Annotated in this window: 25 protein-coding genes and 1 pseudogene; 16 read left to right on the top strand and 10 right to left on the bottom strand. The window is 58.2% G+C overall.

Features of this window, described 5'->3' with window-relative positions:
* Positions 1-6: 6 nt before the first annotated feature.
* Together chrA and NKH93_RS28910 are read left to right on the top strand one after the other, a co-directional pair.
* Positions 7-1,416 carry a chromate efflux transporter gene (gene chrA, locus NKH93_RS28915; RefSeq protein ID WP_352974046.1) on the top strand — a complete coding sequence of 470 codons (1,410 nt, stop codon included), beginning with the start codon at positions 7-9 and terminating at the stop codon, positions 1,414-1,416.
* A gap of 102 nt (positions 1,417-1,518) precedes the next feature.
* Positions 1,519-2,722 (top strand): annotated as a pseudogene (locus tag NKH93_RS28910) (MFS transporter); the annotation flags it as partial.
* A gap of 21 nt (positions 2,723-2,743) precedes the next feature.
* Here the strand turns inward: NKH93_RS28910 and NKH93_RS28905 are convergent.
* Positions 2,744-3,286, bottom strand: coding sequence for a hypothetical protein (locus NKH93_RS28905; protein ID WP_156948253.1), 543 nt, complete (start codon positions 3,284-3,286; stop codon positions 2,744-2,746).
* Between the two features lie 350 nt (positions 3,287-3,636).
* Entirely contained in the window at positions 3,637-4,707 is a 1,071-nt protein-coding gene (locus tag NKH93_RS28900) for an NAD/NADP octopine/nopaline dehydrogenase family protein (RefSeq protein WP_023722140.1), read from the bottom strand.
* Positions 4,708-4,920: 213 nt separating this feature from the next.
* On the opposite strand from NKH93_RS28900, the gene NKH93_RS28895 reads away from it, so the two are divergent.
* Genes NKH93_RS28895 through NKH93_RS28860 form a run of 8 tightly spaced genes read left to right on the top strand, consistent with a single transcriptional unit; the run spans position 4,921 to position 11,533 of the window.
* Positions 4,921-5,892 carry a LysR family transcriptional regulator gene (locus tag NKH93_RS28895; protein WP_023722141.1) on the top strand — a complete coding sequence of 324 codons (972 nt, stop codon included), beginning with the start codon at positions 4,921-4,923 and terminating at the stop codon, positions 5,890-5,892.
* Entirely contained in the window at positions 5,889-7,358 is a 1,470-nt protein-coding gene (locus tag NKH93_RS28890; protein ID WP_023722142.1) for an NAD(P)-binding domain-containing protein, read from the top strand. Before NKH93_RS28895 ends, NKH93_RS28890 begins: the two co-directional genes overlap by 4 nt.
* On the top strand, positions 7,355-7,837 hold the full coding sequence (locus NKH93_RS28885) for a CMD domain-containing protein (protein ID WP_023722143.1): 483 nt from the start codon (positions 7,355-7,357) through the stop codon (positions 7,835-7,837). The genes NKH93_RS28890 and NKH93_RS28885 overlap by 4 nt, the downstream gene beginning before the upstream one ends.
* Positions 7,834-8,397, top strand: a complete 564-nt coding sequence (locus NKH93_RS28880) for a peroxidase-related enzyme (RefSeq protein ID WP_352974035.1) — start codon at positions 7,834-7,836, stop codon at positions 8,395-8,397. Before NKH93_RS28885 ends, NKH93_RS28880 begins: the two co-directional genes overlap by 4 nt.
* 56 nt (positions 8,398-8,453) lie before the next feature.
* Positions 8,454-9,194: an amino acid ABC transporter ATP-binding protein gene (locus NKH93_RS28875; RefSeq protein ID WP_352454991.1), complete on the top strand. Its 741-nt coding sequence runs from the start codon at positions 8,454-8,456 to the stop codon at positions 9,192-9,194.
* A 24-nt stretch (positions 9,195-9,218) separates the two neighbouring features.
* Positions 9,219-10,046 carry a transporter substrate-binding domain-containing protein gene (locus NKH93_RS28870; RefSeq protein ID WP_352508389.1) on the top strand — a complete coding sequence of 276 codons (828 nt, stop codon included), beginning with the start codon at positions 9,219-9,221 and terminating at the stop codon, positions 10,044-10,046.
* 59 nt (positions 10,047-10,105) lie between these two features.
* Complete coding sequence (locus NKH93_RS28865) at positions 10,106-10,822, top strand: amino acid ABC transporter permease (RefSeq protein ID WP_031194726.1); 717 nt, start codon at positions 10,106-10,108, stop codon at positions 10,820-10,822.
* An 18-nt stretch (positions 10,823-10,840) separates the two neighbouring features.
* Positions 10,841-11,533: an amino acid ABC transporter permease gene (locus NKH93_RS28860; RefSeq protein WP_352684729.1), complete on the top strand. Its 693-nt coding sequence runs from the start codon at positions 10,841-10,843 to the stop codon at positions 11,531-11,533.
* Between the two features lie 184 nt (positions 11,534-11,717).
* Here the strand turns inward: NKH93_RS28860 and NKH93_RS28855 are convergent, their stop codons facing one another.
* Positions 11,718-12,200 (bottom strand): Lrp/AsnC family transcriptional regulator, encoded by a 483-nt coding sequence (locus tag NKH93_RS28855; protein WP_023721564.1) that lies wholly within the window; start codon positions 12,198-12,200, stop codon positions 11,718-11,720.
* Positions 12,201-12,294: 94 nt separating this feature from the next.
* Between NKH93_RS28855 and NKH93_RS28850 the strand changes: the two genes are divergently transcribed.
* Entirely contained in the window at positions 12,295-13,800 is a 1,506-nt protein-coding gene (locus NKH93_RS28850; protein WP_352974031.1) for an aminotransferase class V-fold PLP-dependent enzyme, read from the top strand.
* Positions 13,787-14,665 carry an MBL fold metallo-hydrolase gene (locus NKH93_RS28845; RefSeq protein ID WP_352974029.1) on the top strand — a complete coding sequence of 293 codons (879 nt, stop codon included), beginning with the start codon at positions 13,787-13,789 and terminating at the stop codon, positions 14,663-14,665. The genes NKH93_RS28850 and NKH93_RS28845 overlap by 14 nt, the downstream gene beginning before the upstream one ends.
* 766 nt (positions 14,666-15,431) lie before the next feature.
* On the opposite strand, the gene NKH93_RS28840 is transcribed toward NKH93_RS28845, so the two are convergent.
* Together NKH93_RS28840 and NKH93_RS28835 are read right to left on the bottom strand one after the other, a co-directional pair.
* Positions 15,432-15,890 (bottom strand): hypothetical protein, encoded by a 459-nt coding sequence (locus NKH93_RS28840; protein WP_352526851.1) that lies wholly within the window; start codon positions 15,888-15,890, stop codon positions 15,432-15,434.
* A gap of 56 nt (positions 15,891-15,946) precedes the next feature.
* Positions 15,947-16,546 carry a hypothetical protein gene (locus NKH93_RS28835; protein WP_352974026.1) on the bottom strand — a complete coding sequence of 200 codons (600 nt, stop codon included), beginning with the start codon at positions 16,544-16,546 and terminating at the stop codon, positions 15,947-15,949.
* A gap of 96 nt (positions 16,547-16,642) precedes the next feature.
* Between NKH93_RS28835 and NKH93_RS28830 the strand changes: the two genes are divergently transcribed.
* Positions 16,643-17,158, top strand: coding sequence for a helix-turn-helix domain-containing protein (locus tag NKH93_RS28830; RefSeq protein ID WP_352594307.1), 516 nt, complete (start codon positions 16,643-16,645; stop codon positions 17,156-17,158).
* Positions 17,159-17,240: 82 nt separating this feature from the next.
* On the opposite strand, the gene NKH93_RS28825 is transcribed toward NKH93_RS28830, so the two are convergent.
* Both NKH93_RS28825 and NKH93_RS28820 read right to left on the bottom strand, forming a co-directional pair.
* A complete protein-coding gene (locus NKH93_RS28825) occupies positions 17,241-18,266 on the bottom strand; it encodes an RcgR family putative quorum lactone hydrolase (RefSeq protein ID WP_352974021.1) in 1,026 nt (341 codons plus the stop codon).
* Positions 18,256-19,869: an RcgA family putative transporter gene (locus tag NKH93_RS28820; protein WP_352855467.1), complete on the bottom strand. Its 1,614-nt coding sequence runs from the start codon at positions 19,867-19,869 to the stop codon at positions 18,256-18,258. The genes NKH93_RS28825 and NKH93_RS28820 overlap by 11 nt, the downstream gene beginning before the upstream one ends.
* A gap of 307 nt (positions 19,870-20,176) precedes the next feature.
* Here NKH93_RS28820 and NKH93_RS28815 point away from each other — a divergent pair, with 307 nt between their 5' ends.
* On the top strand, positions 20,177-20,521 hold the full coding sequence (locus tag NKH93_RS28815) for a hypothetical protein (RefSeq protein ID WP_352594310.1): 345 nt from the start codon (positions 20,177-20,179) through the stop codon (positions 20,519-20,521).
* Here NKH93_RS28815 and NKH93_RS28810 read toward each other — a convergent pair.
* Genes NKH93_RS28810 through NKH93_RS28800 form a run of 3 tightly spaced genes read right to left on the bottom strand, consistent with a single transcriptional unit; the run spans position 20,518 to position 21,826 of the window.
* Complete coding sequence (locus NKH93_RS28810; RefSeq protein WP_224615604.1) at positions 20,518-20,682, bottom strand: hypothetical protein; 165 nt, start codon at positions 20,680-20,682, stop codon at positions 20,518-20,520. The genes NKH93_RS28815 and NKH93_RS28810 overlap by 4 nt on opposite strands.
* Positions 20,679-21,227, bottom strand: a complete 549-nt coding sequence (locus tag NKH93_RS28805) for a thermonuclease family protein (protein ID WP_352974017.1) — start codon at positions 21,225-21,227, stop codon at positions 20,679-20,681. Before NKH93_RS28805 ends, NKH93_RS28810 begins: the two co-directional genes overlap by 4 nt.
* Positions 21,224-21,826, bottom strand: coding sequence for a hypothetical protein (locus tag NKH93_RS28800; protein ID WP_352974015.1), 603 nt, complete (start codon positions 21,824-21,826; stop codon positions 21,224-21,226). Before NKH93_RS28800 ends, NKH93_RS28805 begins: the two co-directional genes overlap by 4 nt.
* 132 nt (positions 21,827-21,958) lie before the next feature.
* On the opposite strand from NKH93_RS28800, the gene NKH93_RS28795 reads away from it, so the two are divergent.
* Together NKH93_RS28795 and NKH93_RS28790 are read left to right on the top strand one after the other, a co-directional pair.
* Positions 21,959-22,567 (top strand): lytic transglycosylase domain-containing protein, encoded by a 609-nt coding sequence (locus NKH93_RS28795; protein ID WP_352974011.1) that lies wholly within the window; start codon positions 21,959-21,961, stop codon positions 22,565-22,567.
* A 54-nt stretch (positions 22,568-22,621) separates the two neighbouring features.
* Positions 22,622-22,894, top strand: a complete 273-nt coding sequence (locus NKH93_RS28790; protein ID WP_023796406.1) for a TrbC/VirB2 family type IV secretion system protein — start codon at positions 22,622-22,624, stop codon at positions 22,892-22,894.
* Positions 22,895-22,897 lie beyond the last annotated feature (3 nt).

The following is a 22,897-nucleotide window of genomic DNA, read 5'->3' as shown; positions in this document are numbered from 1 at the left end:
GAACCAATGACCAGCGTCCATGCCGTCCATCCGAATGCGCTGGGGGATGAACCTTCGCATGGCATCCCCTTCCGCGAAGCAGTGCGGGTCTGGGCGCGAGTCGCTGCGTTGAGTTTTGGTGGCCCGGCCGGCCAGATTGCGGTAATGCATCGCATCCTCGTTGAGGAGAAGCGCTGGATCGGCGAGACGCGGTTCCTGCATGCGCTGAACTACTGCATGCTGCTGCCAGGACCGGAGGCCCAGCAACTCGCCGTCTACATCGGGTGGCTCCTGCATAAAACCCGAGGCGGGCTCGTGGCCGGCACGCTGTTCGTACTGCCCGGCGTCATCGCCATCATGGCGCTGAGCTGGATCTATGCGATTTTAGGCAACGTCGGCGCGGTGCAGGCGCTTTTCTTCGGCCTGAAGGCCGCCGTCCTCGCCATCGTGCTCGAGGCGGTTATCCGGGTCGGCAAGCGGGCGCTCAAGAACAAAGTCATGATAGGCCTCGCCGCCGCCGCCTTCATCGGGCTCTTCCTGTTCCATGTCCCATTCCCGCTCGTTGTCCTGACGGCCGGAGTGATCGGGTACGTCGGCGGGCGGGCCGAGCTGGCAGCGTTCATGGCGGGCAACGGCCATGGCAAGGTCGGCGGCAAGCAGGTCGCCGACGCGGAATCGGCGCTCGGCGAAGGCATTCCTGCCCATGCTCGCCCGCCGGTCAGCTGGTCGTTGAAGATCGGAGGTGTGTTTCTGGTGCTATGGCTGGCACCTGTCCTCGGCCTTTTCGTGCTGTTCGGGTCCGGCAATGTCTTCGCCGATATCGCGGTCTTTTTCTCGAAGATGGCGGTCGTGACCTTCGGAGGCGCCTACGCCGTCCTTGCTTACGTGGCGCAGCAGGCTGTCGATACATATGGCTGGCTGAAGCCAGGCGAGATGCTGGACGGCCTCGGCATGGCGGAGACGACGCCTGGCCCCTTGATCATGGTGACCCAGTTCGTCGGCTTCATGGGCGCGTATCGAGCGCCGGGATCGCTTAATCCGCTGCTCGCCGGAACGCTGGGCGGCCTGCTCACCACCTGGGTCACCTTCACACCTTGCTTCCTCTGGATATTTGTCGGTGCGCCGTTCGTGGAAACGCTGCGCAGCAACAAGGCCTTGTCCGCCGCGCTGGCGACCATAACGGCAGCCGTGGTGGGCGTGATCCTGAACCTGGCAGTGTGGTTCGCGCTTCACGTTCTGTTTGGAGCACTGCGCGAGGTCAAAGGGTTCGGCATGACGGTCGATGTGCCCGCATTCAGCTCTGTCAACATCCCGTCGCTTGTCCTGACATTGGGTGCGCTGCTAGCGGTGTTTCGCTTCAAGATCGGCATGCTCCCGGTGCTCGCCGGCTGTTCGATCCTCGGGCTGCTCTACGGGATGGCGACGGGAGCGATCTAAGCCGTGCAGCCAGCGCCGCTTACCAGTGGTGAGGAGGCATCGTTGACATTACAGTGGCTCGCGCACGGTTTGCGCAAAGCTATTCCGAAGCGGCGCTTCAGGCTGCTTCCTGCCGGTGCTGAGCCGACTGTTGCGAACCTGCTGACATCGAGGGGACTGCGGGCGTTCGGTGACGGTGTGGTCAGCATCCTGCTTCCCGCCTACCTGGCCACGCTCGGCTTCGACGCCTTCGAGATCGGAACCCTGTCGACGGCGACGCTCGCGGGCTCAGCCGTCCTCACCCTGGCTGTTGGATCGTCGCGCATCGCTTCTCCCGTCGAGCGCTGCTGACCGCAGCGGCTGTCCTGATGATAGCCACGGGTATCGTCTTCGCTGTCGTTCACGACTTCTGGCCGCTGCTTCTCATCGCGTTCGTCGGCACGCTGAACCCATCTTCAGGGGACGTCAGCGTGTTTCTACCGCTCGAACATGCGCAGCTTGCTCAGAACGTCACCGACCGCGGCCGCACGGCGCTCTTTGCGCGCTACAGCCTCATCGGCTCTCTCGCCGGCGCCGTCGGGGCGCTGGCCGCCGGAGCGCCCGACTTTCTCCGCGACGCCATCGGCCTGGAAATGAAGCAGGCCCTCCAGGCAGCTTTTCTATTTTATGCCTCGCTTGGGTTGGCGGCGGTGCTCCTCTATCGGCGGCGGCCGAGTGACGCGCCTGGCGCAAACAGAGTGTCGGCACAGCCATTGCGCAGGTCTCGCTCCATCATTCTAACGCTCGCCGCGCTCTTCAGCCTCGATGCTTTCGCAGGCGGCTTCGTCGTCCAGTCGTTGTTGGCCCTCTGGCTCTTTCAACGGTTCGGCCTGTCGCTCGCCGCGACCGGCGCAATCTTTTTCTGGACGGGTGTCCTTCCGGCTGCGTCCTATTGGTCGCTGTGCGAATTTCCCAGCAGATCGGACTCATAAACACGATGGTGTTTACGCACCTTCCGTCGAGCCTCTGTCTGGTGCTCATCCCCTTCATGCCGAGCGTCGCTCCGGCGATCGCTCTTTTGCTGATTAGAAGCGCGCTGTCGCAGATGGACGTGCCGACCCGCACATCGTACGTCATGGCCGTGGTGACGCCCGAAGTGCGCGCTGCCGCGGCGAGCATCACCGCCGTCCCCCGCAGCCTCGCGGCGGCCGCCAGTCCAGTCCTCGCAGGGGCTCTCCTTGCCGTCTCCAGCTTCGGCTGGCCCCTGATCATCGCCGGTGGGCTGAAAATTATCTACGATCTCCTGCTGCTCGCGACGTTCCGCAATGTTCGCCCTCCAGGGGAGCACGGGGGCGGGAGGAATGACATGTCAGTCGGCCATGATCGAACTGGCAACGACGCGCGGGTTTCCTGGTGGCGTTGAAGGCAGGACCACCAGCCGGACAAATTGCTTACGTCCGCCGGCAACGAGGATGTAGAGACGCGAGAACTCCTCCGTATCGCGATCATCGGCAATCTTCTCGGCATCCGTACGGGTGAAGAAACTCTTCCGAAATGCCTCATGATCGATATCGGGAAATGCCAGCGTACACGTCTGCACCGGTTTGCCACTCATCGTTGCCTTGGTGGTGCCGATGATGGTTCCTGCTGGCAATCCTTCCTCCGCTTCGGCCACCAGCCATGCCTCCACTGAGGTTGGATTAGCGATTGGCGCGAGTTCGGCGAAGCCTGCTTCGGCAATAAGTGTCCACCTGCGTTCGTGCGCGGTCTCTATCATGCGCTCGAAATTGGGACCCTCGGCCAGACAGGTACGGTGAAATTGTTCGACAGCCTGATCCGCATCACTGGCGGCCTGCGCCGGCGAGATCGTCAGACCCAAGATGGTCCCTGCCAACGCTAGAAATCGGAACATGTCTATCTCGCGTAGCTGATTGTGGACGAACCACTTATCCTGAACGGGCTACGACACTCGTTGTTCCGGACTGTCGGCGCCTGCATGGCTTGATGGAGGCGCGAAGCGCCTGCGCAGTTGATGCAATGTTCAGGCATCTGGCAACTGATGGAACCATGCCGCTCTGGGTTTCGATGACGGACCCTGCTACAGACCCACTCACACCGCCGGGCGGGCCATTTGATCTCGTGCTGAGTTCCTGGAGACATCTCCCGGCGCTCGCCGAGGAACCTGCATGTCGTGCTCGCCGGCAACCAGCCCCGGTGGTTTTTCGGGCACTTGGCCTATGTCCCAGTCCACTGTGAAACTTGTTAAAATCCGTTACGGCAAAGGTTTTCGAGGTCCGCTTTTGCCATTCCCTCGAAGCCCAGCGCGGGAAGAATATCATTATCTCCCTTAAGATCGCGACCGTAAGCCGCCGAGAATATGGCAATTCCAGATTCATGGAGAATCGCCGAATTTCCGCTGATCTTCCCCAACAAAACGGTCGGCAGCAGCCCGAACGGAACGTCCTCGAGAATATAGCGACTTTCGATAGTTGACGGGCCGAAGCCGCCGCGGCCTTGGCGATCCATCTCCTGGTTCATTTCCGAAACGGTGCCCATAGGGACGTGAAACGACAATGAAAAATGCTCTTCAACTGTGCGCACGGCAATTCCAAAACGGGCGGCGATCGCCAATCGTTCCGCGTCCAGAGCCTCGATAAAGCGGCCGACAGCCGGGGTGACGTTTCCGGCCTGGCTCCACTGTTCTCCCTTCTCCATGCGTGTGAGATTAAGAAGAGCGATCCCGAGATGGTTCTGCGGATTGAGGTTGCTGAGCGCGATAGCAAGCATGCCGTCGCGCTTGACGAAACGATCGCCGAACAAGCTCGTGCAAAGCTCGAACCCTTGGTCCTGAGCACTGAAAGGCAGCGTCGCGACATCCAGTTTCTGGCGAACGGTTGCAACATCGATTTCGGCTGGCCCGCGCTGTTGCCCGGTCACGAGCGTGGTACCCCAGACGACGATCGGCAGGCTAACCTTCCGGTCCGCAAGCCGCTTGGAGAGATACAGTGCCCCAAAGGAACTGTGCGAGCTGATGATAACCGGCGTTCCGTCCCTTAGATAAGGAGTGGCAGCGTCCATCACCATCTTGTGCCCGTAAGCCGGCAACGCGATTATGACGACGTCGGCATCGGCAATGGCGTCTTCGCAATCCTTGGCGATGCGCACCTTAGTCGTTGCCTTGATAGCTCCGGTAGCCTTCAGCAATCCACCGGCGGCCAGCGCCTTGGTGCGTTCTCCGGAAGGCGACCAAAGCATAGGGTCATGTCCCGCTTCGGCCAGAAAGGCGGCAAGGCCGTAAGCAATCGCTCCGGCGCCAAGAATGCTTACGCGCATAAATTCCCTCCTGTTGCGGGCAATGCAGCCTCCATTTCTCACTAGGAGGTTCCACAAATCGGAGCCGCATCTGCCATCGTCGGCTTCTGGCGATGGGATTCCGGCCTGAGCCCGCGATTGCAACATGCCTCAGCGAATATTCGTTTCCGCTTGACATATATCAAAAATGAATGAGACGATGTCAATCATATGGATTGCGCATGTAGAGAGAACATGGAAACCCGCGACCTTCAGAGCTTCCTTGCGGTTGCTGCCAGCGGCAGCATTACCAAGGCGGCTGACATGCTCGGTCGTTCCCAACCTGCAGTGACACGCACCATTCAGGATCTCGAGGCAGAGCTCGGCTTCGAATTGCTGCACCGTGTCGGTCGGCGGGTGCAGTTGTCCGAGGAGGGTGTGGCCTTCGAGGAGGAGGCGCGGCGCTTGCTGATGTCCTTCACCGAGCTAGCCGCGCGGGCCAAGATGATTGCCGCCGGCAGAGGGCGGATCCTGCAGATTGTTACCACCTCCGCGATCGGTACTGGCTTGATCCCGACGGCCATGGCCGAACTCAAAGGTGTCGAACTTCCGCACGAGACGCATCTGGGGCAGTTTCTCCCCTCGATCGTCGCCCAGGAGGTGCGCAGCGGACGTGCCGAGATCGGGTTTTCGAGCCTGCCGCTCGATACGCCCGGTCTGGATGTCCTGCGGCTCTATTCAGCGCCTGATGTTGCTGCCGTGCGGGAGGACGATCCGCTGGCTGAACTTGACGTCATACCGCTTTCCGCTTTTGCCGGTCGCCGCGTCGCCACATTGCTCAACCCCCTACGTTTCCAGTTGCATGTCTCCAAGGCATTGGCGGCCAGGGGTATCGACACCGGGCCAGTGATCCGGACGAATACTGCTTATGGCGCGTTGCAGATCGTTCGGCGGACTGGCGTTGCGGCTGTGATTGATCCCCTCACCGCCTATGGCGTGGCCCTGCCTGGGGTCGTCATTCGCCCGATCGACGTGACCGTTCTTTTCTATTGGGGCGTTGTGGCTGCCGAGAAACGCCCCCTTCGTCCAGTTGCGCAGGCGTTGATGGATGCGGTCGAAGCGGTGGCTGAACGGTCGATCGTCGGCTTCAAGAAACTAGATCCGGCCCTCGCTGGCCAATTGGTGAACGATCCGGCATCCGACACAAATCACGGAACGGGAATATGAAGCATACCCCTGCCGCGCCAACGTCGACAGGTCTTGCTGCGCTCGAAGCACAGCTCGCGCAGGATCTCGACTTTCTCGAACTGCCCGCCAAGCCATGGGTTCCCGCGCGTTCGCACGATGGCGTGCCGATCCGTGATGTCGTTGTCATCGGCGCCGGCATGTGCGGACTTGCTGCCACGGCAAAGCTGGTGCTGACCGGGATAACCAATGTCGTGGCCTATGATGCGGCTCCGGCCGGGCGCGAGGGACCATGGGTAACCTTTGCTCGCATGCAAACGCTCCGGTCGCCGAAAACCCTGCATGGTCCGTCGCTCGGCCTGCCGCAATTGACATTCCGCGCCTGGTTCACGGCGCAATGGGGCGTTGAGGCGTGGCGGTCGCTGGACAAAATCCCCAAGAGCCAGTGGATGGACTACCTGGTCTGGTACCGCAAGGTTCTCGGTCTGCCGGTGCGCAACAGCGTGCGCATGACCGGACTGGCACCCGTTGGAGATCTGATTGCGATCGATATCCAGGGCGCGGAGACTGGCCGGGTCCTCACCCGTCGTCTCGTTCTGGCCACTGGTCGGTCCGGGTTGGGCGGTTTTGCCGTGCCCGATTTCCTCAGCGGCATCGATCGCGCCTATTGGGCCCATTCTGCCGACGACATCGATTTCGATGCGCTGAAAGGCAAGCGTGTGGCGGTGATCGGCGCCGGTGCCTCTTCCATGGATAATGCCGCAACGGCACTCGAGGCGGGAGCCGGCTGTGTTGACATGTTGATCCGGCGCAAGGAAATGCCGCGCATCAACAAGCTGACCGGCATAGGCAGCCCGGGTGTCGTACTCGGCATGCATCACTTGCCGGATGCCTGGAAGTGGAAATTCTTCGATTATACCGCCTCGACCCAGACACCGCCGCCGCGTTCATCGACACTCCGCGTGTCTCGCCATTCGAATGCTCGGTTCCTTCTCGACTGCGGCATAGTTGCGGTGAAGGAGGAGGCAGGGACCCTGCTGGTGGAAACCACGCAGGGACCGTTGCGCTACGACTTCCTGATCGCGGCGACCGGCTTTTCAAATGACTTCGACGGCCGCCCGGAATTCGCGGCGATCGCCCCACATATCCGCACCTGGTCGGATGGCCGATATAGGCCGGATATGGGGCCCGGTCGTGCAGGTATGTCGGACGCGCCGGATCTCGGTCCGGCCTTCGAGTTTCGCGAACGCGTCCCCGGCTCCTGCCCGATGCTGGCGCATATCCACTGCTTCAACGACGCCGCCATGCTGACCCATGGCAAGGTCTCCGGCGATATCCCGGCCGTCAGCGCCGGGGCCGACCGTCTGGTCCGCGGCATTGCCGCATCGCTGTTTGCCGAGGATGTCGAAACCCACTTCGCCAATCTGATCGCCTACGACACGCCGGAACTTCTGGGCGACGAATGGGTCGATTCAACTCCCTTGCTGCAGAAGGAGGCCGCGTTGTGATCGACGCGATGGACAAGGCTGCCGGCCTTTCACCGGATGATACCCTTTTCGCCGCAAGGCGGTTTCGGCTCGAATTCGTGCGAGGGGCAGAAGAATGTCGCCTCTCGGTGCTGCACCCGGCAACCGATCAGGGGCTGGCGCCGAATTTGCGTGTTGCTCTTGCCCGTCGCATGGCCGCCCTGAACGCCGATCCGGTCCTGGTGGCCGAATATGATGTGCAGCTGGCTCAGCTTGGTCCGACCGAGCAGCTTCTGGCCTTGGCCCAGGGGGAAACGGATTTGAATGAACCCCTGGCGACCATCGTTCGTCATGTTGACCTGATCACCCTGACGCCGAAAAAGGCGGAAGCGAGCCATATCGCTCTCCTGGAGAAGGCTGGATTGAACAATCCTCAGATCGTCGCGCTCTCCGAACTGATTGCTTTTGTCAACTTCCAGACACGGGTGGCGACCGGCTTGCGCCTGATGAGGTCGGCGTGATCTCCTCGGTTCGTCTGAAGCCGCTGAACTGGCAGCCATACATCGCGCCGGTCGAGCTGTCCGAGGCCACGCGGGAACAGCTCGATGCGATGAAGGTCACGCCCTCCGCCAAGAAAGTTTCGGAATATGTACGGACCCTTGTGCATGATCCGGAAAGCTATCTTGCCCGCACCAACTTGTTCAACGCGATCATGTATGTCGAAGGCGGGCTCGCCCGTCCCGATCGCGAACTTGGCGCATTGGGGGCCTCGATCGTCAATGGCTGCAAATTCTGTGCCGTTGTCCACGCCCGCAGGCATGCAGAGCTGACCAAGAGCGACGATGTGGTCACCGCGCTGTACCTCGACAAACCCGAAAAGCTTGGGCCGCGCGATGCGGCAATCTACAGCTTTGCCCGCCGCCTGTCGGCGGCGCCGTCGGAAGCGACGGCAGACGATATCGCCGCGCTGCGATCCGTCGGCATGAATGATGTCGAGATCATCGACCTTATCCACGCCATATCGATCTTCGGCTGGGCAAACCGGCTGATGCACGTTCTCGGCCATGCGGAGAGCGGGTGATGATATCGCATGCGATCAAGGCACTCCGTCCCACACTCTGAAGGGCACCAATCAGAATGCTTGAACTCAAAGATATAAAGCTGTCCTACGGAAGCACGCAGGTCCTGAACGGCGTCAATCTCTCGGTAAAGCGAGGTGACGTTGTGTCAATCATCGGCCCAAGCGGCACTGGCAAGACCACCCTGCTGAAATGCATCAACTACCTGGTTAAGCCGGCATCTGGAACCATCGCGTTCGACCAGATTCGGATGGATTACCAGCGCGCCGACAAGGCAGCCATCCAGGCGATCCGGCTGCGGACAGCGATGGTCTTTCAGCAATTCAACGTCTTCAAGAACATGACCGTCCTCCAGAACGTCATGGATCCGCTGGTCGTCGTGCAGCGCAAGTCCACGGACGAGGCGCGTGAAATCGCGCTGCGAGAGCTCGAAAGGGTCGGCCTCTCCGCTAAGCGGGACAGCTATCCGTCCCAACTGTCAGGCGGACAGCTCCAACGGACTGGAATCGCACGAGCGCTAGCGGTTCGACCGGATGTGATGCTCTTCGACGAACCGACATCATCGCTTGATCCAGAACTTGTCGGTGAAGTTCTGAAGGTGATCAAAGACGTCACGTCATCCGGGATCACCTCGCTGCTTGTGACCCACGAGATGCAATTCGCAAAGAACATCTCGAACCGGATCGTCTTCATGGATCGTGGCGTGGTTGCCGCCGACGGCAGTCCGGCTGAGATCTTCGATGCGCCTTCCAGCCCACGACTTGCTCAATTCCTGCAGTCTGAACTCGCTTTTCAATAATCCAACAAGAAGGGAACCTAAGAAATGTCTGCAATCAAATCCAGTTTTTCGCGTCGTTATGCCCTGGCCGTCGCCGGCGGCATCGCAATTGCCCTTGCGACAGCAGGGATCAGTTATGGTCAGACCGTTCGGACAATCAAGATCGCGACCTCTGCCGAATCCAAGCCATTGGCTTGGGGCGCGCTCGGCGTCGAGCCGCAAGGGTATGAACCCGATCTGCTGAGGGCGATCAACGCAAAGCTGCCGCAATACAAGTTCGAAATGGAAGGTGTCTCCGACATCGCGCAGGAAACTGGCCTGGCCACAGGCAAATACGACATCGCGGTCGGCGGTTACTACAAGTCACCCGAGCGCGCCAAGCAGTTCTTCATTCCGGAAAACCCCATGGGCGCCAGCCTGATGAAGATCTACAGCAAAAAGGGCAGCGGCATCAAAGAAATGAAAGACCTGGTCGGCAAGAGGATCGTTCCGACCACGGCTGGCGGCGGAACCTATAAGTTCATCATGAACTGGCAAAAAGAAAATCCGCAATACAAGCTTGACGTGACGGCGTCGAGCGCCGGAATCCCGTATCCAAACCGTTTGGACGAAGTTCAGAACGGCAAGTTCGACGCGCTGGTCCTGCCTTCAAATCTTGGTGAGCAGACCGTCATCGATGAAAAGAAGCTCGACATCGTGGCGTCCGAACCAGTCTTCACCAACAATACTTATATGCTTATTCACAAGTCAGATGAAAACAAGGTTCTAGTCGATGACGTGAACAAAGTTCTGAAGGAGTTGAAAGACGACGGTACGATCGAAAAGCTCTCGCAGAAGTGGTTTGGCGAAGGCATCGTCAAGTATATGAAATGATGCGATCTGAGTAGATATCGTCAGCGGCAAGTCTGAATTGCAAGAAGGAGCGTTTCAAAGTGGATGTTTCTGCTATGATTCCCGAGTTGCTCTCGGCATTGCCGCTGACGCTCGCTATCACGTTTACCGCCATGTTGGTCGGCTTTTGCTTGGCGCTCGTTGCGACAACATTGCGGATTCGCAGGATACCAGTGGTCAGCCACCTCACTGACCTCTACGTGTCCTATGCCCGCAGCGTTCCCGTCGTCCTCCAGTTGTTCGTCGCGTTCTACGGGCTCCCCCTATTGGTGGCCCTGTTCGGCTCCGCAGATTTCTTCTCGCCGACGATCGCTGCGATGGTCGGACTGAGCTTTTACCATGGCGGGTATCTGTCGGAAGTCCTTCGGCCCGCATACCTGGCCGTCGATCGCGGCCAGCATGATGCGGCCGACAGTCTAGGATATACCTTTCGCCAGAAGATCACCCGCATCGTGGGCCCGCAAGCGGTGCACTTCGCATTGCCCGGCTATGGAAACTCCATCATTTATCTGATCCACAACGTTGCGCTGGTCATGTACATCGGGGCGGCGGACGTGATGGCGACCGCGCATTTGATCATGGAGCGCGACTATAACCAGTACCAGTTCGAAACATACCTCGTCCTGGCGGTTATCTATGCGCTTATGTGCCTGATTGCCTGGTTCATCGTGCACTTGTTCGAGCTTCGCTCGCCGATGCAGGCGCCTGAGGCCACGACAACAGCTCAGATCAAGAACGCGGCCATCGCCAGCGTCTGACCTAAAGGGTATTAAACCATGTTCGATACCGAAATTTTGCTCCAGGACACCCAGGAAATTCTGGGCGCCGTACCTGTAACGCTTGGAATGGCGCTGACGATTTTCGTCTTGTCGACGCTAGTCGGCAGCATTTTTGCACTCGTCGAATATAGACGAGTCCCGGTGCTGCGAGAGCTCATCATGGCTTACAAGATCGTCTTCAAGGGCGTTCCGATGGTCATCGTGATTTTCCTCGCCTATTTCGGTCTGCCCCCGGCGTTCCAGTTCCTGCTCTCGTTGCTCGGGGTCAACTTCAACGCCCATGAAACACCCAACTCGGTTATCCTTATTATTGCGGTGACAGGCTGTATCGCTGCGTTCCAATCCGAGATTATCAAGGGAGCCTTGAACGCCTTCGACACCGGTCAGTCAGACGCCGCCCATTCGCTTGGCTATACGAACGGCCAATTGTTCCGACGGATTCTGTTTCCCCAGGTGGCTCTCACGGCAATTCCCGACCTGACAACCTCGATGATGGTCATCATGAAGGCGCTTTCTCTCGGATTCGCCATCGAGGTTGTCGATATCTTCGCCCAGTCCCAGCTGACCGCCGCGCTGAACTACTACTACCTCGAAGCCTTCGTGATTGCCGTCGTGATCTACATGGTGATTGCCTATATCGTCACCCAGATTGCCGACAGGCTGGAGCAAGCCCTTAGGGTACGGACCTGAGCGAAGCGTCGTCGGAACCCGCGCATCAAGGCGGAGGAACTCAAGGCTCTGTTGAGAGCCTGCAAACAGCCGACGTGCGGGGCCAGCTCGCAGCCAGATCTGTGGGCTTGTAATAGACACCTTGGCGGGGCCTGCGGCCGAAGGCTTGCTCGACGGCCAGCGGCGCGTCCAATTGCGCGCCGGATTATCGCAGATTGGTCAGATCCACTGGACGATTGTTGATGATCGCTTCCATGGAGAAGAAGCCTGTCACCGTAGCCAGGTCGAAGTTCGTGATCAGTTTCTGGTAGAACGCATCGTAGCCGGACATGCCTTGTGTCACTACCTTGATCAGATAGTCCCAGTCCCCTCCGATCCGATAGAAATCGATCACCTCCGGCAACCGTTCAACATGGGCACGGAACGCCTCACTCCACTCCTTGGAATGGTGGCGAGTGCGGACCATTACGAAAACCGTCAGGTCGAGTCCCAGCGCTCGCAGATCGATATTGCTGTGCGACCCCCGGATAAGACCTAGCGACTGCAGGCGCTGGATCCGCCGCCAGCACGCGTTCTGAGACAGGCCGACCCTCTCCGCCAAATCTCGCTGCGAAAGGCTTGCATCGATCTGCATGGCCGTCAAAATCTTCATATCAAATGCATCGATTTTCGCCCGATCTTCGATCATCTGACACGCTCTTTGCAAGAAATTGCAGAAAATAGGTGAATTTTTTCGACCGTGGAGCAGGCTACAATCCGAGTCAATATCCGAGCCGGGGAGAATGACCGTGCAAGCAGCTCGCCCGACGACAGGGCAGACCGAGACCCCTCTGTCAAAGTTCCGCCAGGGGCTAAAGAAAAAGGCTGACGTGACCGCCGACCTCCGGGATGGGCTTGTGGGATCGACGGCGAAAATCGTGGGTCCATACGGGCAAAAGGACCTGGTGTACGCCGACTATGTCGCGTCAGGCCGCGCACTCCGTCAGATCGAGCGCTTTGTGCTTGAGGAGGTCCTGCCGTACTACGCCAACAGCCACACGGAAGCCTCGTATTGCGGAGGCTTCATGACCCGCATGCGTCGGGAAGCGCGCGCCCTGGTCGGTCAATTCTGCGGGGCCACCGAACGGCATGCTGTGATCTTCACCGGCTCCGGCGCTACGTCGGGGATCAACCGCCTCGTCAAGCTATTCGGCGTCGCCGAAGCCGTGGCAGCGGGCAAGCGCGCTCGGATCATTATCGGTCCCTATGAGCATCACTCCAACATTCTGCCCTGGCGCGAGAGCGGAGCAGAAATCGTGGAAATCGCCGAGGATCCGTCTGGCGGGCCGGACCTATCTCAGCTCAAGGACGCGTTTGGCGAGGGGTCGTCAGATCTGACGATATGCTCGATGTCCGCGGTCTCGAACGTCTCGGGCATCACCAGCGATGTCGCGGCCATCACCGTGATCGTGAAGGCCGCCGGCGCAAAGATGATCTGGGACTATGCGAGCGCAGGTCCTTACCTGCCGATTTCCATGTCGCCCGCCCCTAATGCCGAGATCGACGCTATAGTTGTTTCGCCTCACAAGTTCCTCGGAGGCCCCGGCGCTTCCGGCATCTTGATCGTTCGACGCGACGTATCTTCGACGAAAACGCCGTCGTGGCCAGGTGGCGGGACGGTGAAGTTTGTCTCCCCGAAGACACACGATTACAGCGACAGCCTGGAATCCCGCGAGGAAGCCGGCACGCCGAACGTGATCGGCGACATACGAGCCGCGCTGGCCTTCATCGTCAAAGATGCGATCGGACTCGACGCGATGACAGCGCGCAATAGCGAGCTGGCGCGCCGTGCCTTTCGCGCATGGAAAGACGTGCCGCGGCTGGAGCTCCTCGGCCTGTCGGATCCTGAGCGGCTTCCGATCTTTTCCTTTAGGGTCGAAAACGGAAAGGGCGGCTACGTCCATCAGCAGCTGATCACGCGCATGCTAAGCGACCGGTTCGGGATCCAGGCGCGCGGTGGCTGCGCCTGTGCCGGCCCGTATGTGCACAGACTACTATCGATCGACGACGAACAGTCCGAGGAAATCAGGCAAGCCATTCTCTCCGGCGACGAAATGAAAAAGCCGGGATTCACCCGGCTGAATTTCGGCGTTCTGCTGCCGGACGAGAAGGTGCAGTTCATACTCGATGCCGTGGCGCAGATTGCGTCCGATGCAACGGACTTCGAGCGTGACTACGACCTCGACCCTGGCCGGGCGATCTTTTTCCCGCGAGCCGCAGTCGAGGGCATCGCCCATGCAGCAGCCTGAAGTCGTCGGCTTCTACGATGCACGGACGGGCAGCATCCAATATGTCGTTGCGTGCCCGAGTTCGCGAAGATGCGCCATTGTCGACCCGGTGCTCGATTTCGACGAAACGTCTGGCTCGACGGCAACGACAAATGCGGACGCGATCCTCGAGTACATCAACAGCCACAATTTGAAGCTCGAGTGGATCCTGGACACCCATCCGCATGCCGATCACTTTTCGGCCGCGGGTTATCTCAAGGCAAAAACCGGAGTGCCGATAGCGATCGGCGAGCGCGTGAAGGAAGTGCAGCAGATCTGGCAGGAGATCTATAATTGGCCGGATCTCGCATGCGACGGCTCACAATGGGATCGGCTGTTTGGCGACGGCGAGATCTTCAAGATTGGCGAGCTGGAAGCCCGCGTCATACACTCGCCAGGGCACACATTGGCGTCGATCACGTATGTCATCGGCAACGCGGCGTTCATTCACGACACGCTTTTCATGCCCGATAGCGGCTCCGCCCGCGCCGATTTTCCAGGCGGCAGCGCAGCTGACCTATGGAAGTCGATCCAGGACATTTTGAGCTTACCCGGCGAGACCCGTCTCTTTACCGGTCACGACTACAGGCCGGGAGGGCGCCGGGCTCTCTGGGAGAGTTCGGTGGCGGAGCAGAAAGAGAAAAACCAGCACGTCGCCGGTCAATCTCGGAGTGCGTTCATCAGGCTTCGAGAGGCGCGAGACAGGGCATTGCCGATGCCAAGGCTCATGTTGCATGCCCTCCAGGTCAACATTCGCGGAGGAGAGCTGCCTCAGGTCGAGGAAAATGGCCTGCGTTATCTGAAAATCCCGCTCAACGCGCTGCCAGGATCGGTCTGGGGTCAGTGACGAGTTGGAAGGGCTCCCTCCAGCAGCTTCAGCTCACGATCGATTCAGGATTGCGCCGGATACACGCTCGTCCGAATTGGCGCAGGCGGGTCGATCCTCGCCACGTACGTCGTCGGGATGAGCAATCCTCGGAGCGCTCTCGGAGGTGATCGCGGTAAGCAATTGCGGTGGCGCGCCTGCAACACTATTATCGATCATGTTCTGAGGAGGTATCTCGGATGTGGAATAGGATCGCCAAGCTTCGGTTATCGAGCCGCACCTGGGAGGCAATTCTTTTGGGGATGAAAAGCTTGAGGCGAACCTCAAATAGCCGATGTATGTACTGGTGATTTGACGCGATTCCATAGACAGCATCGTTGGCGCCACGAGATTTTCGCGCACAGCTTCGGGATTGCGCCCAGCCGCGGGCCATCACGCACCATATCACGGCACGTCGTTCAGATTTGTGTAGTGCTTCAGTTTAACGAAATCGAAGTTCCATAAGATAGATTATGCGACTTTCATTAGTAAAAAGTAAATATTTCTCAGTTATTCTAAGTATGCACGGCTCGCGTCTCAGCGTCTTTGACAGTTACCTGGAGGATCTATATCAATTGTTGTGACAGTCGCTCCCACTCTAAGTCTCGATGTGACGGATCTATATTACTTACTATCACCTCATCGCCCGATAAACCTGGACGGAACACTCTGAACGCTTCTGTAACGCCGAGGTCCGGCGCCCCGGTCAGACCATATCGCCCTTTGCTCGCCTGCCCTCTCGGCGCACTCACTTGTGCGGCATGCAATAGACTCCCTCGGATTCCATCAGTACCGCGCCACCCTTCAACTCGCTCAGTGCGCCGACCCACGCTTCCGAATACGTGCGGCTGGCATCCACGGCCGTCAGCCATAGAACCCGGTTGTCGGCCAGTTCGACTTTAACTTCCTGCTGCAAAGGGCTTGCCTGCACAGTCTGTTGATAGTGGCGTTTGATCCTGACATTGCTGGCCGGGAACTCAGCTTCGTTGCTGCCGTAGTTCAGCACAAATCCGGTGTGGCCCTCAGCCACCGAGCAACTGCCATCACGCTCACACACGATTTTGGCAGCGGTCTTGCAGTCCCATTTCAGTGAAGCGGGCCACATCGGATTGTCCACGCTTGATCGCGGCCTGTCGCTCTGACCAGCCGCCGTCAACACTGCGCCTGTGTTCATAATCATAGTGGACAGGAGAAGCGCCTTGAACACTACAAACCTCCCTGAATTGTGGTCCTCACAGTCCTCGTCCTGCGTGATGGCTTGGCTTATGGCATGTTGAGATTGAACCAGCTTTTCTGGCGCATGCCGTTCGCGTCGTCATACTCGATGAACCAGGGCTCTCCGCGCATCGGTCGAGCGATGGTGTAGTAGGTTGGGCCATTAGCCAGGGAATGCCCTTTGTCGTTGCCACTTGTCTGGATTGTTGCCGTCACCACCTTACCTTCGATTTCGATTTGGACCTGTCGTGATCCGTCTCCATCACGTCCGCCGAGGCCGCTGTTTTTGAGAACGACGGGTAACGTGAGTCTGTCGGAGCTGATGCGGCAGATGTTCCGTTCTTGCCCCATTCCGGGCCGGTCGGAGTTGGCACCAACTGCTTGCCAGCCAAGCGGACAATCCTCATACTTCTCAAATTTCGCGGCGCTGGAGTTGGCTTGCGGACAGGTCGGCCAGTTAAAACCCGGGGCTTCCATCGCCGCAATCAACTTGTAGATTGGCGGGTGGCAAGAAGGAGTGCCCTGCCAATCACCGGACAGACAGAGGAGCACCTGACAGCCCCATTCCGATGCCTGTGATTGGGATGGGAGAGCCGCGGCGCCCGCGACGGCGGCGGCACTCACCAAGAAATGTTTCAGCATGGTCATAGCCTTTTCCTCGTTGCGATTTTGACACTTTACTATGGATCACTCGCGCGAAAAAGGACAAATCAAGAAGGCAGGTTTGTGCGATTACATCGATTTATGAAACGAGACGATGCGGGCGCGGTCGACAACCCCTTGCGCGTCAACATTGCGACCGTGCTGGAGCGGGAGAGAGCCAAGCGTGGCCTATCCCATATGCACATGGCCGAGCTGTTCCGCACCCCTGAAGGCGAAGGGCTCGCTTACCGAACTTACATCCAGACCGTTCGGCAGAAAAATAATGTCACATTGACGACGCTGCAGATCATGGCAAACGGCCTGCAAGTGTCTGTCGCAGAACTGCTCTCCGGCGGGAAAAAACTCCCCGAATGGGCGCATCAGCTGGACGAAACGGCTATCCGCAAGCGCCTTGCACACATCATCGACATGGAGCGGCAACGACGCAATATGCTCCGCTATGAGATGGCGAAGCTGATCGGCGTGGCGGAGGCGACATTCATGAAACTGGAGCGCGCGAGCGGCAACATCAGCGTGGACACGATTGCCGCGATCGCCAAGGCGTTGAAGCTTGATCCACGGACGTTCCTATTTTGGGATAAGGTCCCACCAACCTGATCTACGTGTTATTGGCTGCAGCCGGACGCGCAGGCACGCCTAACAGAGAATTTTCTGGTGAACTGACCGGCCAACGCCACACTCACGCTCGCCGGGCCGACTTGTCAGCACACGACAGAAACCGCTTCAAGCTCAAACCGGCCCACAAAATGTAAGGCGGCATGGCGAGCGAATAGTGACCACAGTTTAACTCCAAAATACTTGGCCTAGCACCGGCATCCTTCAGCCTCCGCATGAACCTCTCCGATAGTTTTGGCAACACCACTTTGTCTCTCTTAGCCAACACAACGTGAAGATCGAGATCAGGCCGTGCCAAACAAAGTGCGTAATTCTCCAAGTTAAGCGGACCCCAGGCCCTTCTGAGATCGGTCAGCTCAATCTCAGGCTCAATGCCATCACGTATCAGTCGTGTCGCGCGACCCGTCCAAACCATATCCGCTAGACTCCCCGCCGTCAGAAACAGCGAGGCTTTTGACACAGCCGAGTCGTGCGCCGCGACCAGCCCCGCAACCCACGAGCCTAAGCTCATACCGAGAACCGAAATCTCTCGATAGCCTTCGCTCTTCAACCATCGTATGAGTTTTCGCCCATCCAACACTGCCTGCCTTACAGATTGGATCGTTCGACCGAGATTAGGGCTAAGCATATAATCGGCGTGCACGGAGCCGGGACGGCTGCGTTCTAAGTGATAAGGCATAGCAATCTCGACAACCGTGATGCCACGCTGCGAGAAAAAGTTGGCAATCTGACGATTCCGGGCGCTTGCATTCCAATGGTGAAAAATCACCATCGCCTGATCGAACGCCCCGCTTTCTGTGATTTTCGCTGAGACGACATTGTTTTGTTCGATATCAGTAGAAATGTCCGATGGAAATTTGAGCCACCCATCTAGCCTTTCAAAACCCTGATCACTCACACTCGGCTCATCGAAAAAGGCTGGATCAACTACGGCTTGGTCCGCAAGGGCACAGAATTCCTCGATACTTGTCATCTTCTTCGCACCTGGAAAGGCGCGTTCCGCGTCAAGGACGAAATCCGTTGGTTTCTTCCCTTCCTCACCGCGAAGGGCCCGGCGTTCGTCCCAACCATCAAGCCAACTATGATACACTCTGATTGTTTCCTAACTTACTCCCTCGCCATCGCCCCAACCCTGGATCGAACAGGCCGTATAGTGCGACTAGCACTGAAATGGCCAGCAGGGTCGAAAAGCCGGCAAACGCGTCGATCAACAAATAGCTGACAACAAGTAACGCCACGACCGCCGACATCTTCCACAAAGCCGCATCAAATCGACCTCCGACACCTAATCGGATGGAGCCATACAGAAATACAAAACAGGTCGAAATAACGATAAGAAGGCTGCTGTAATGCGTCGGCATACGATAGCGGAACCCGGTGCTCACATGATCGCGACCTTGGAACATCGAAGACATATCGCCGACCAACCACGCCACAATATTCTCACCACTGGACGCCAGATAAGAGCTTTGGACCTTCATCCATATGGCGACCAGAACCCCCAAAACAGTACACCGAAAAACCCCACGCATCACTGTGAGGCCGGCTTCATTGAGCTCTTGCTGATGATCAACATACGAGAGCTTCTTCAATCTGTCTCCAATTCTCCAAAGATCATGAACAACCGTATAGACCAAAATGAGACCTGCGAAGAAAAGATAAAACACCAGGCACATGTATAGGTAAGCGATCCCCGTAAAAACGATTGTTTCTGGGACAGATATGACCTCAGGACGCACAAGAGCTATTTTTCCCCAATCCACAGCATAGTTGCCACCGCCCTTCATCAACGGGATCAGGGACACGCCGATCCATTGAAAAAGACCCGCGAACAGCAAGCAAATCAAAAAAACCGACCAATAGGTGTACGAGGAAGCGTCAACGTTGTGCAACCAGGCGTCGTCGCTTTCCACCTGATCGCCCTGCACTGCAAGCTTTCTGCGCCCCTCACTTTTCCAGAAGACCAGCAACTCTATAACGAAGAAGAAAAACAGCGGTAAAAACACCATAAAGTCGAGTGTCCAATTTGCGGCCCAAAGAAATCCAACCTGCTTAACGAGCCCGTCCGCTCGCTCGTAGGTGACGTTGTGGATACCAATGATGTACGACAAAAAGCCGAGGGCGGTCATGCCGGCAAACACCGACGCCGGTAAATTCAGGGGAGATCCGTAACTAAAAAACGCCTCCGATTTCCTCGCCAAACTAAAACGCCGCCTCGGCCCCTTGGCGTCAGTATCCCGTGTCAGCTCTGCCGGCGAGTCTGTCTTGTCATCGAAAGTCCCAGTCAGTGCCGTATCTGGAGTCTCCTGTGCAACGCTGCTTCCGGCTCTCTTCCATTCTCGTCTCTTGGCCGATAAGCGCGATTGCGCCGCACTAAGCTCCATCTGCCATTCGCTAGTTGCGATCGGATCATCGCATCCAAAAATCCTCGCCAGCCAACGAATGTTGGTAGTGCTAATCCCCTTCTCGTTCTCCTGAAACCAAAGCTGCACCGTTCGCAGATCGACCCCAACCTGATTGGAATCAATCTGTGAAATCGCCTCTGCAAGAAGCTCGGGCGTCCATGGGCCTGCAGGAAACCCGTCTTTGCCTAACGGCCGACCCGCACCCGCCGCCGCCAGTCGTTTGAATAATTCTTTGAAATCACTCCCGTCTCTCGGCGGAGGGAGAAATAACTTTCCGTTCGTAAACAATGACTTACGGGCTCTAGTTTCGTTCCATTTCGCTAGGCTTCGTATTTTATCGTGCCTTCGTCCTCAATCAACGGTTTTGTCAACTCGATTTTGGCCGGCCGGGAGAGAGGCCAGTCAAGGCGCCAAGGTCAAATTCGGGATAGGCAATTTCGGCATAGAATCTGAAACGTTTTGTCTGATGGCAGGGCGGAGTGTGCTCGCATGAGCGAAAGGCAGGGGAAGCCAGGGCTTCGGGAGCCCGAGAAGCAGAGGGATGAACCCATCCCTATTTTCTCGCCTCCCCAAGTCAGTTACGTGGAGCCGGTCGATGTCTATTCAATTGGTCTGTAGCAACGGACAGGTGGTAGCGGCTGAAGGCGTCGCGAAACTGATTGCGGAACATCGTCGGAGCATTGCAGAGCTTGAACGTCTCGGCAAGCGAGCGATGGAGGCCGAGGGTACGGACGCGATCTTGGTGGGTCAGAGGCTGGACGCGGTCATGGCGGAGGAGGCCGCACTGCGAAGGCGTGCTGCGATTGCCCCGGTAATCACTATCGCAGAAATGAAAATGAAGGCTGCCTACTTCCAACGGCTGACGGCCCATGGCTGGTGCGAGATTGATGTCGACGATTTGCGCGCGTTGCTCGATTCTTTCACGAAACTGCAGTCCTAAGAGAAAAGCGCGGAAATCCATGAGGCCACGGTATTCCAGGCCGCATAGAGGCCTGCCGGCACCAAGATGATCGCGATGAGAGCGATAGCATCGCCAATGGCGCCGTCGGTGCGACCTTCCACTGGATAGTAATATCTGTGCGCTTCATCGTCATGCTTCATTGTTGTCTCTTCGATACTTGGCTCAGCAGCAGTTGCACAGGATGCTCAAACGTCGTGCCCCACAAACCTGCACGTTTCATCTTAGCGTTGATTTCCGCGACGAGGTAGTTCTCATTGACGGCTTTGCCCTTTGCTGTCGTTGCGGCAAACGCGTATCCGGTCGCTATGAGCGCTGTGCCAACGTCGATTGTTTCGCCATTCAGCTGCGCACCGCACACGACAAAAACCGCCTTATCCAAGGCGTAGCCGATTGGCTGGCATGTAACCGCCGCGCTATCGAATAGGGCTGCAAGGTGCGCCAGCGAGGTGTTCCCGCAATCGATTTTGTTTCCATTTGGCTCTTCAGCTGATGTGCCTCGAAGACATGACTGGACGCCATAGAGGCGGAAAAGGTGATCTCCGTCACGCCAGGTATCACCGGTCAGCAGTTGAGCCGATTTCGATACCGCTAAGGGCGTTGGCACGGCAGACTCGGATGCATCCTGGGCCTGTGCCGATGCGCACAAACCAAATGCCGCCAGCACTGCGAAGCTCGCCTGTTTCATTTCTGAAACTGTCCACCGAGGTCGGCGGAATGCTCGAGATCGGGGCGCAGCGATTTGCCGTCCTTGTTGCGTCTGATTGCCGCCATGTCGAAAAAAACCATTTCGTCATCGTCGTAGGCGACGTTGTACGGGTCGTTTGCGTTGCCCGCACCCACGAGCGAGAAGCACGACACAGCGTCGGGTTCACCCTTCCTGCTCTGCAGCACAAGTGTTTTGCAAAGCACGACAGACGCACGATCGTTGTAGATTACCTCTTCATAGTCCTGCGCGGCCTTCGTGCAGTCCCATTGCTGCGTCTTGTACGCAATCTTCGGTTTGGGGCAGGCCGCAAGGCCGCGCAGCCGGTACGTCACGCCGTTGATGACGCGCTCGGTCGCCGACGGCACCTTGACCGGCGAGATGAGGGTCGCCGCATCGCGCTGAAAGAGCGCGCCTTTTGCATCGTAGCGTTCATAGACGAACACCTTCTCGCCCGGCTTCGCGAACTGAAGCAGGTAGTGCTTCGATGGCTGCGCGAAGGCACTCGGGGCGTCGGCGCCGGCTGCATAAGCCACGGTGCCCTGGAGCAGCAAAACCGTGCAAAGGGCCGTCTGTTTCATCGAAATCCGTCCTTGCAATGCATATCGTGTTGACACTTTACTATGGCTGCGTGTAGCCATAGTAAAGTGTTAAATTTTGGCGACAGTATGAACACTCGATTCGCTCTTCTGCTCACCCTCTGGGGCGCCACGATGCCGTTCAATGCGCACGGCCGGGACCTGGCATCAGACCGCGTAGCAATCGCCTTCGCAACACCGGCGCAAGCCCTTTCCGGAGTCGGGGCGCAAAGGCCGGGGGAGTGCAAGACCGTAAATCGTGCCGAGGTCTCCCAACTTGTGCGTTCAATCGCGCAAGAGGAAGGGTTCGACGCCGATCTGGCCGAGGCAATTGCATGGGCCGAAAGCGATCTCGGCGCCAGCCAGGGTCCCTCGAAGGCCGGAGCCCTGGGGATCATGCAGCTGATGCCGGGCACGGCGGCCGATCTCGGCGTAAGCGACCGTTGCGATACAGAGGCAAATGTCCGGGCTGGCCTCCGCTATCTGAAGTCACTCTATGACGAGTTCCAAGATCCGCTGCTGATGCTGGCGGCCTACAACGCGGGGCCCAACAGCGTCTACAAGGCGCAGGGCATTCCGGTGAATCCGGAGACGGCGGAATACATCGCGAAAATACTGAACCGCTGGAAGTTCGGCGGTGTCGTGAAGAAGTCCGCCCTGACCAAATCCGAAATGCTCGCGGCCGCTCCGCCAGCAAGCGAGGACGCTTGGCAGGATGGTCATGTCATGGATTTCGGCAACTGAAAGGAGCCAAGGGTGGAATACAGGAAAGCGGGCATATTTGCCCTGAAACTGGCCTTGGCCTCGGCGGTCGGAATAGCTCTCGCGCCAGCCACTGCGTACGCCCAGTCGGCGGCACCAGTCGAAAATGTGCTGGAGTGGTTCGTCGGAGTCCTGCAGGGCAACATAGCGCGGTCATTCGCCATCATCGCCGTTTGTTTTCTTGGCTTCCTCGCCATGACGGGCCGGCTGGCGTGGATGATGGCTTTCTCCATCATCATCGGCATCGCTCTGATCTTCGGCGCCGCGCAGCTGGTGGATGCTGTTCGCGCGACCGCGGGAGGCAGCTGACGC

Origin of the sequence: Mesorhizobium sp. M0954 (assembly GCF_040319155.1) — a bacterium.
In the GTDB taxonomy this organism is placed as follows: Bacteria; Pseudomonadota; Alphaproteobacteria; order Rhizobiales; family Rhizobiaceae; genus Mesorhizobium.
Note: the sequence above shows the minus strand (reverse complement) of the source record. Positions and strands in the feature narration are given on the sequence as shown.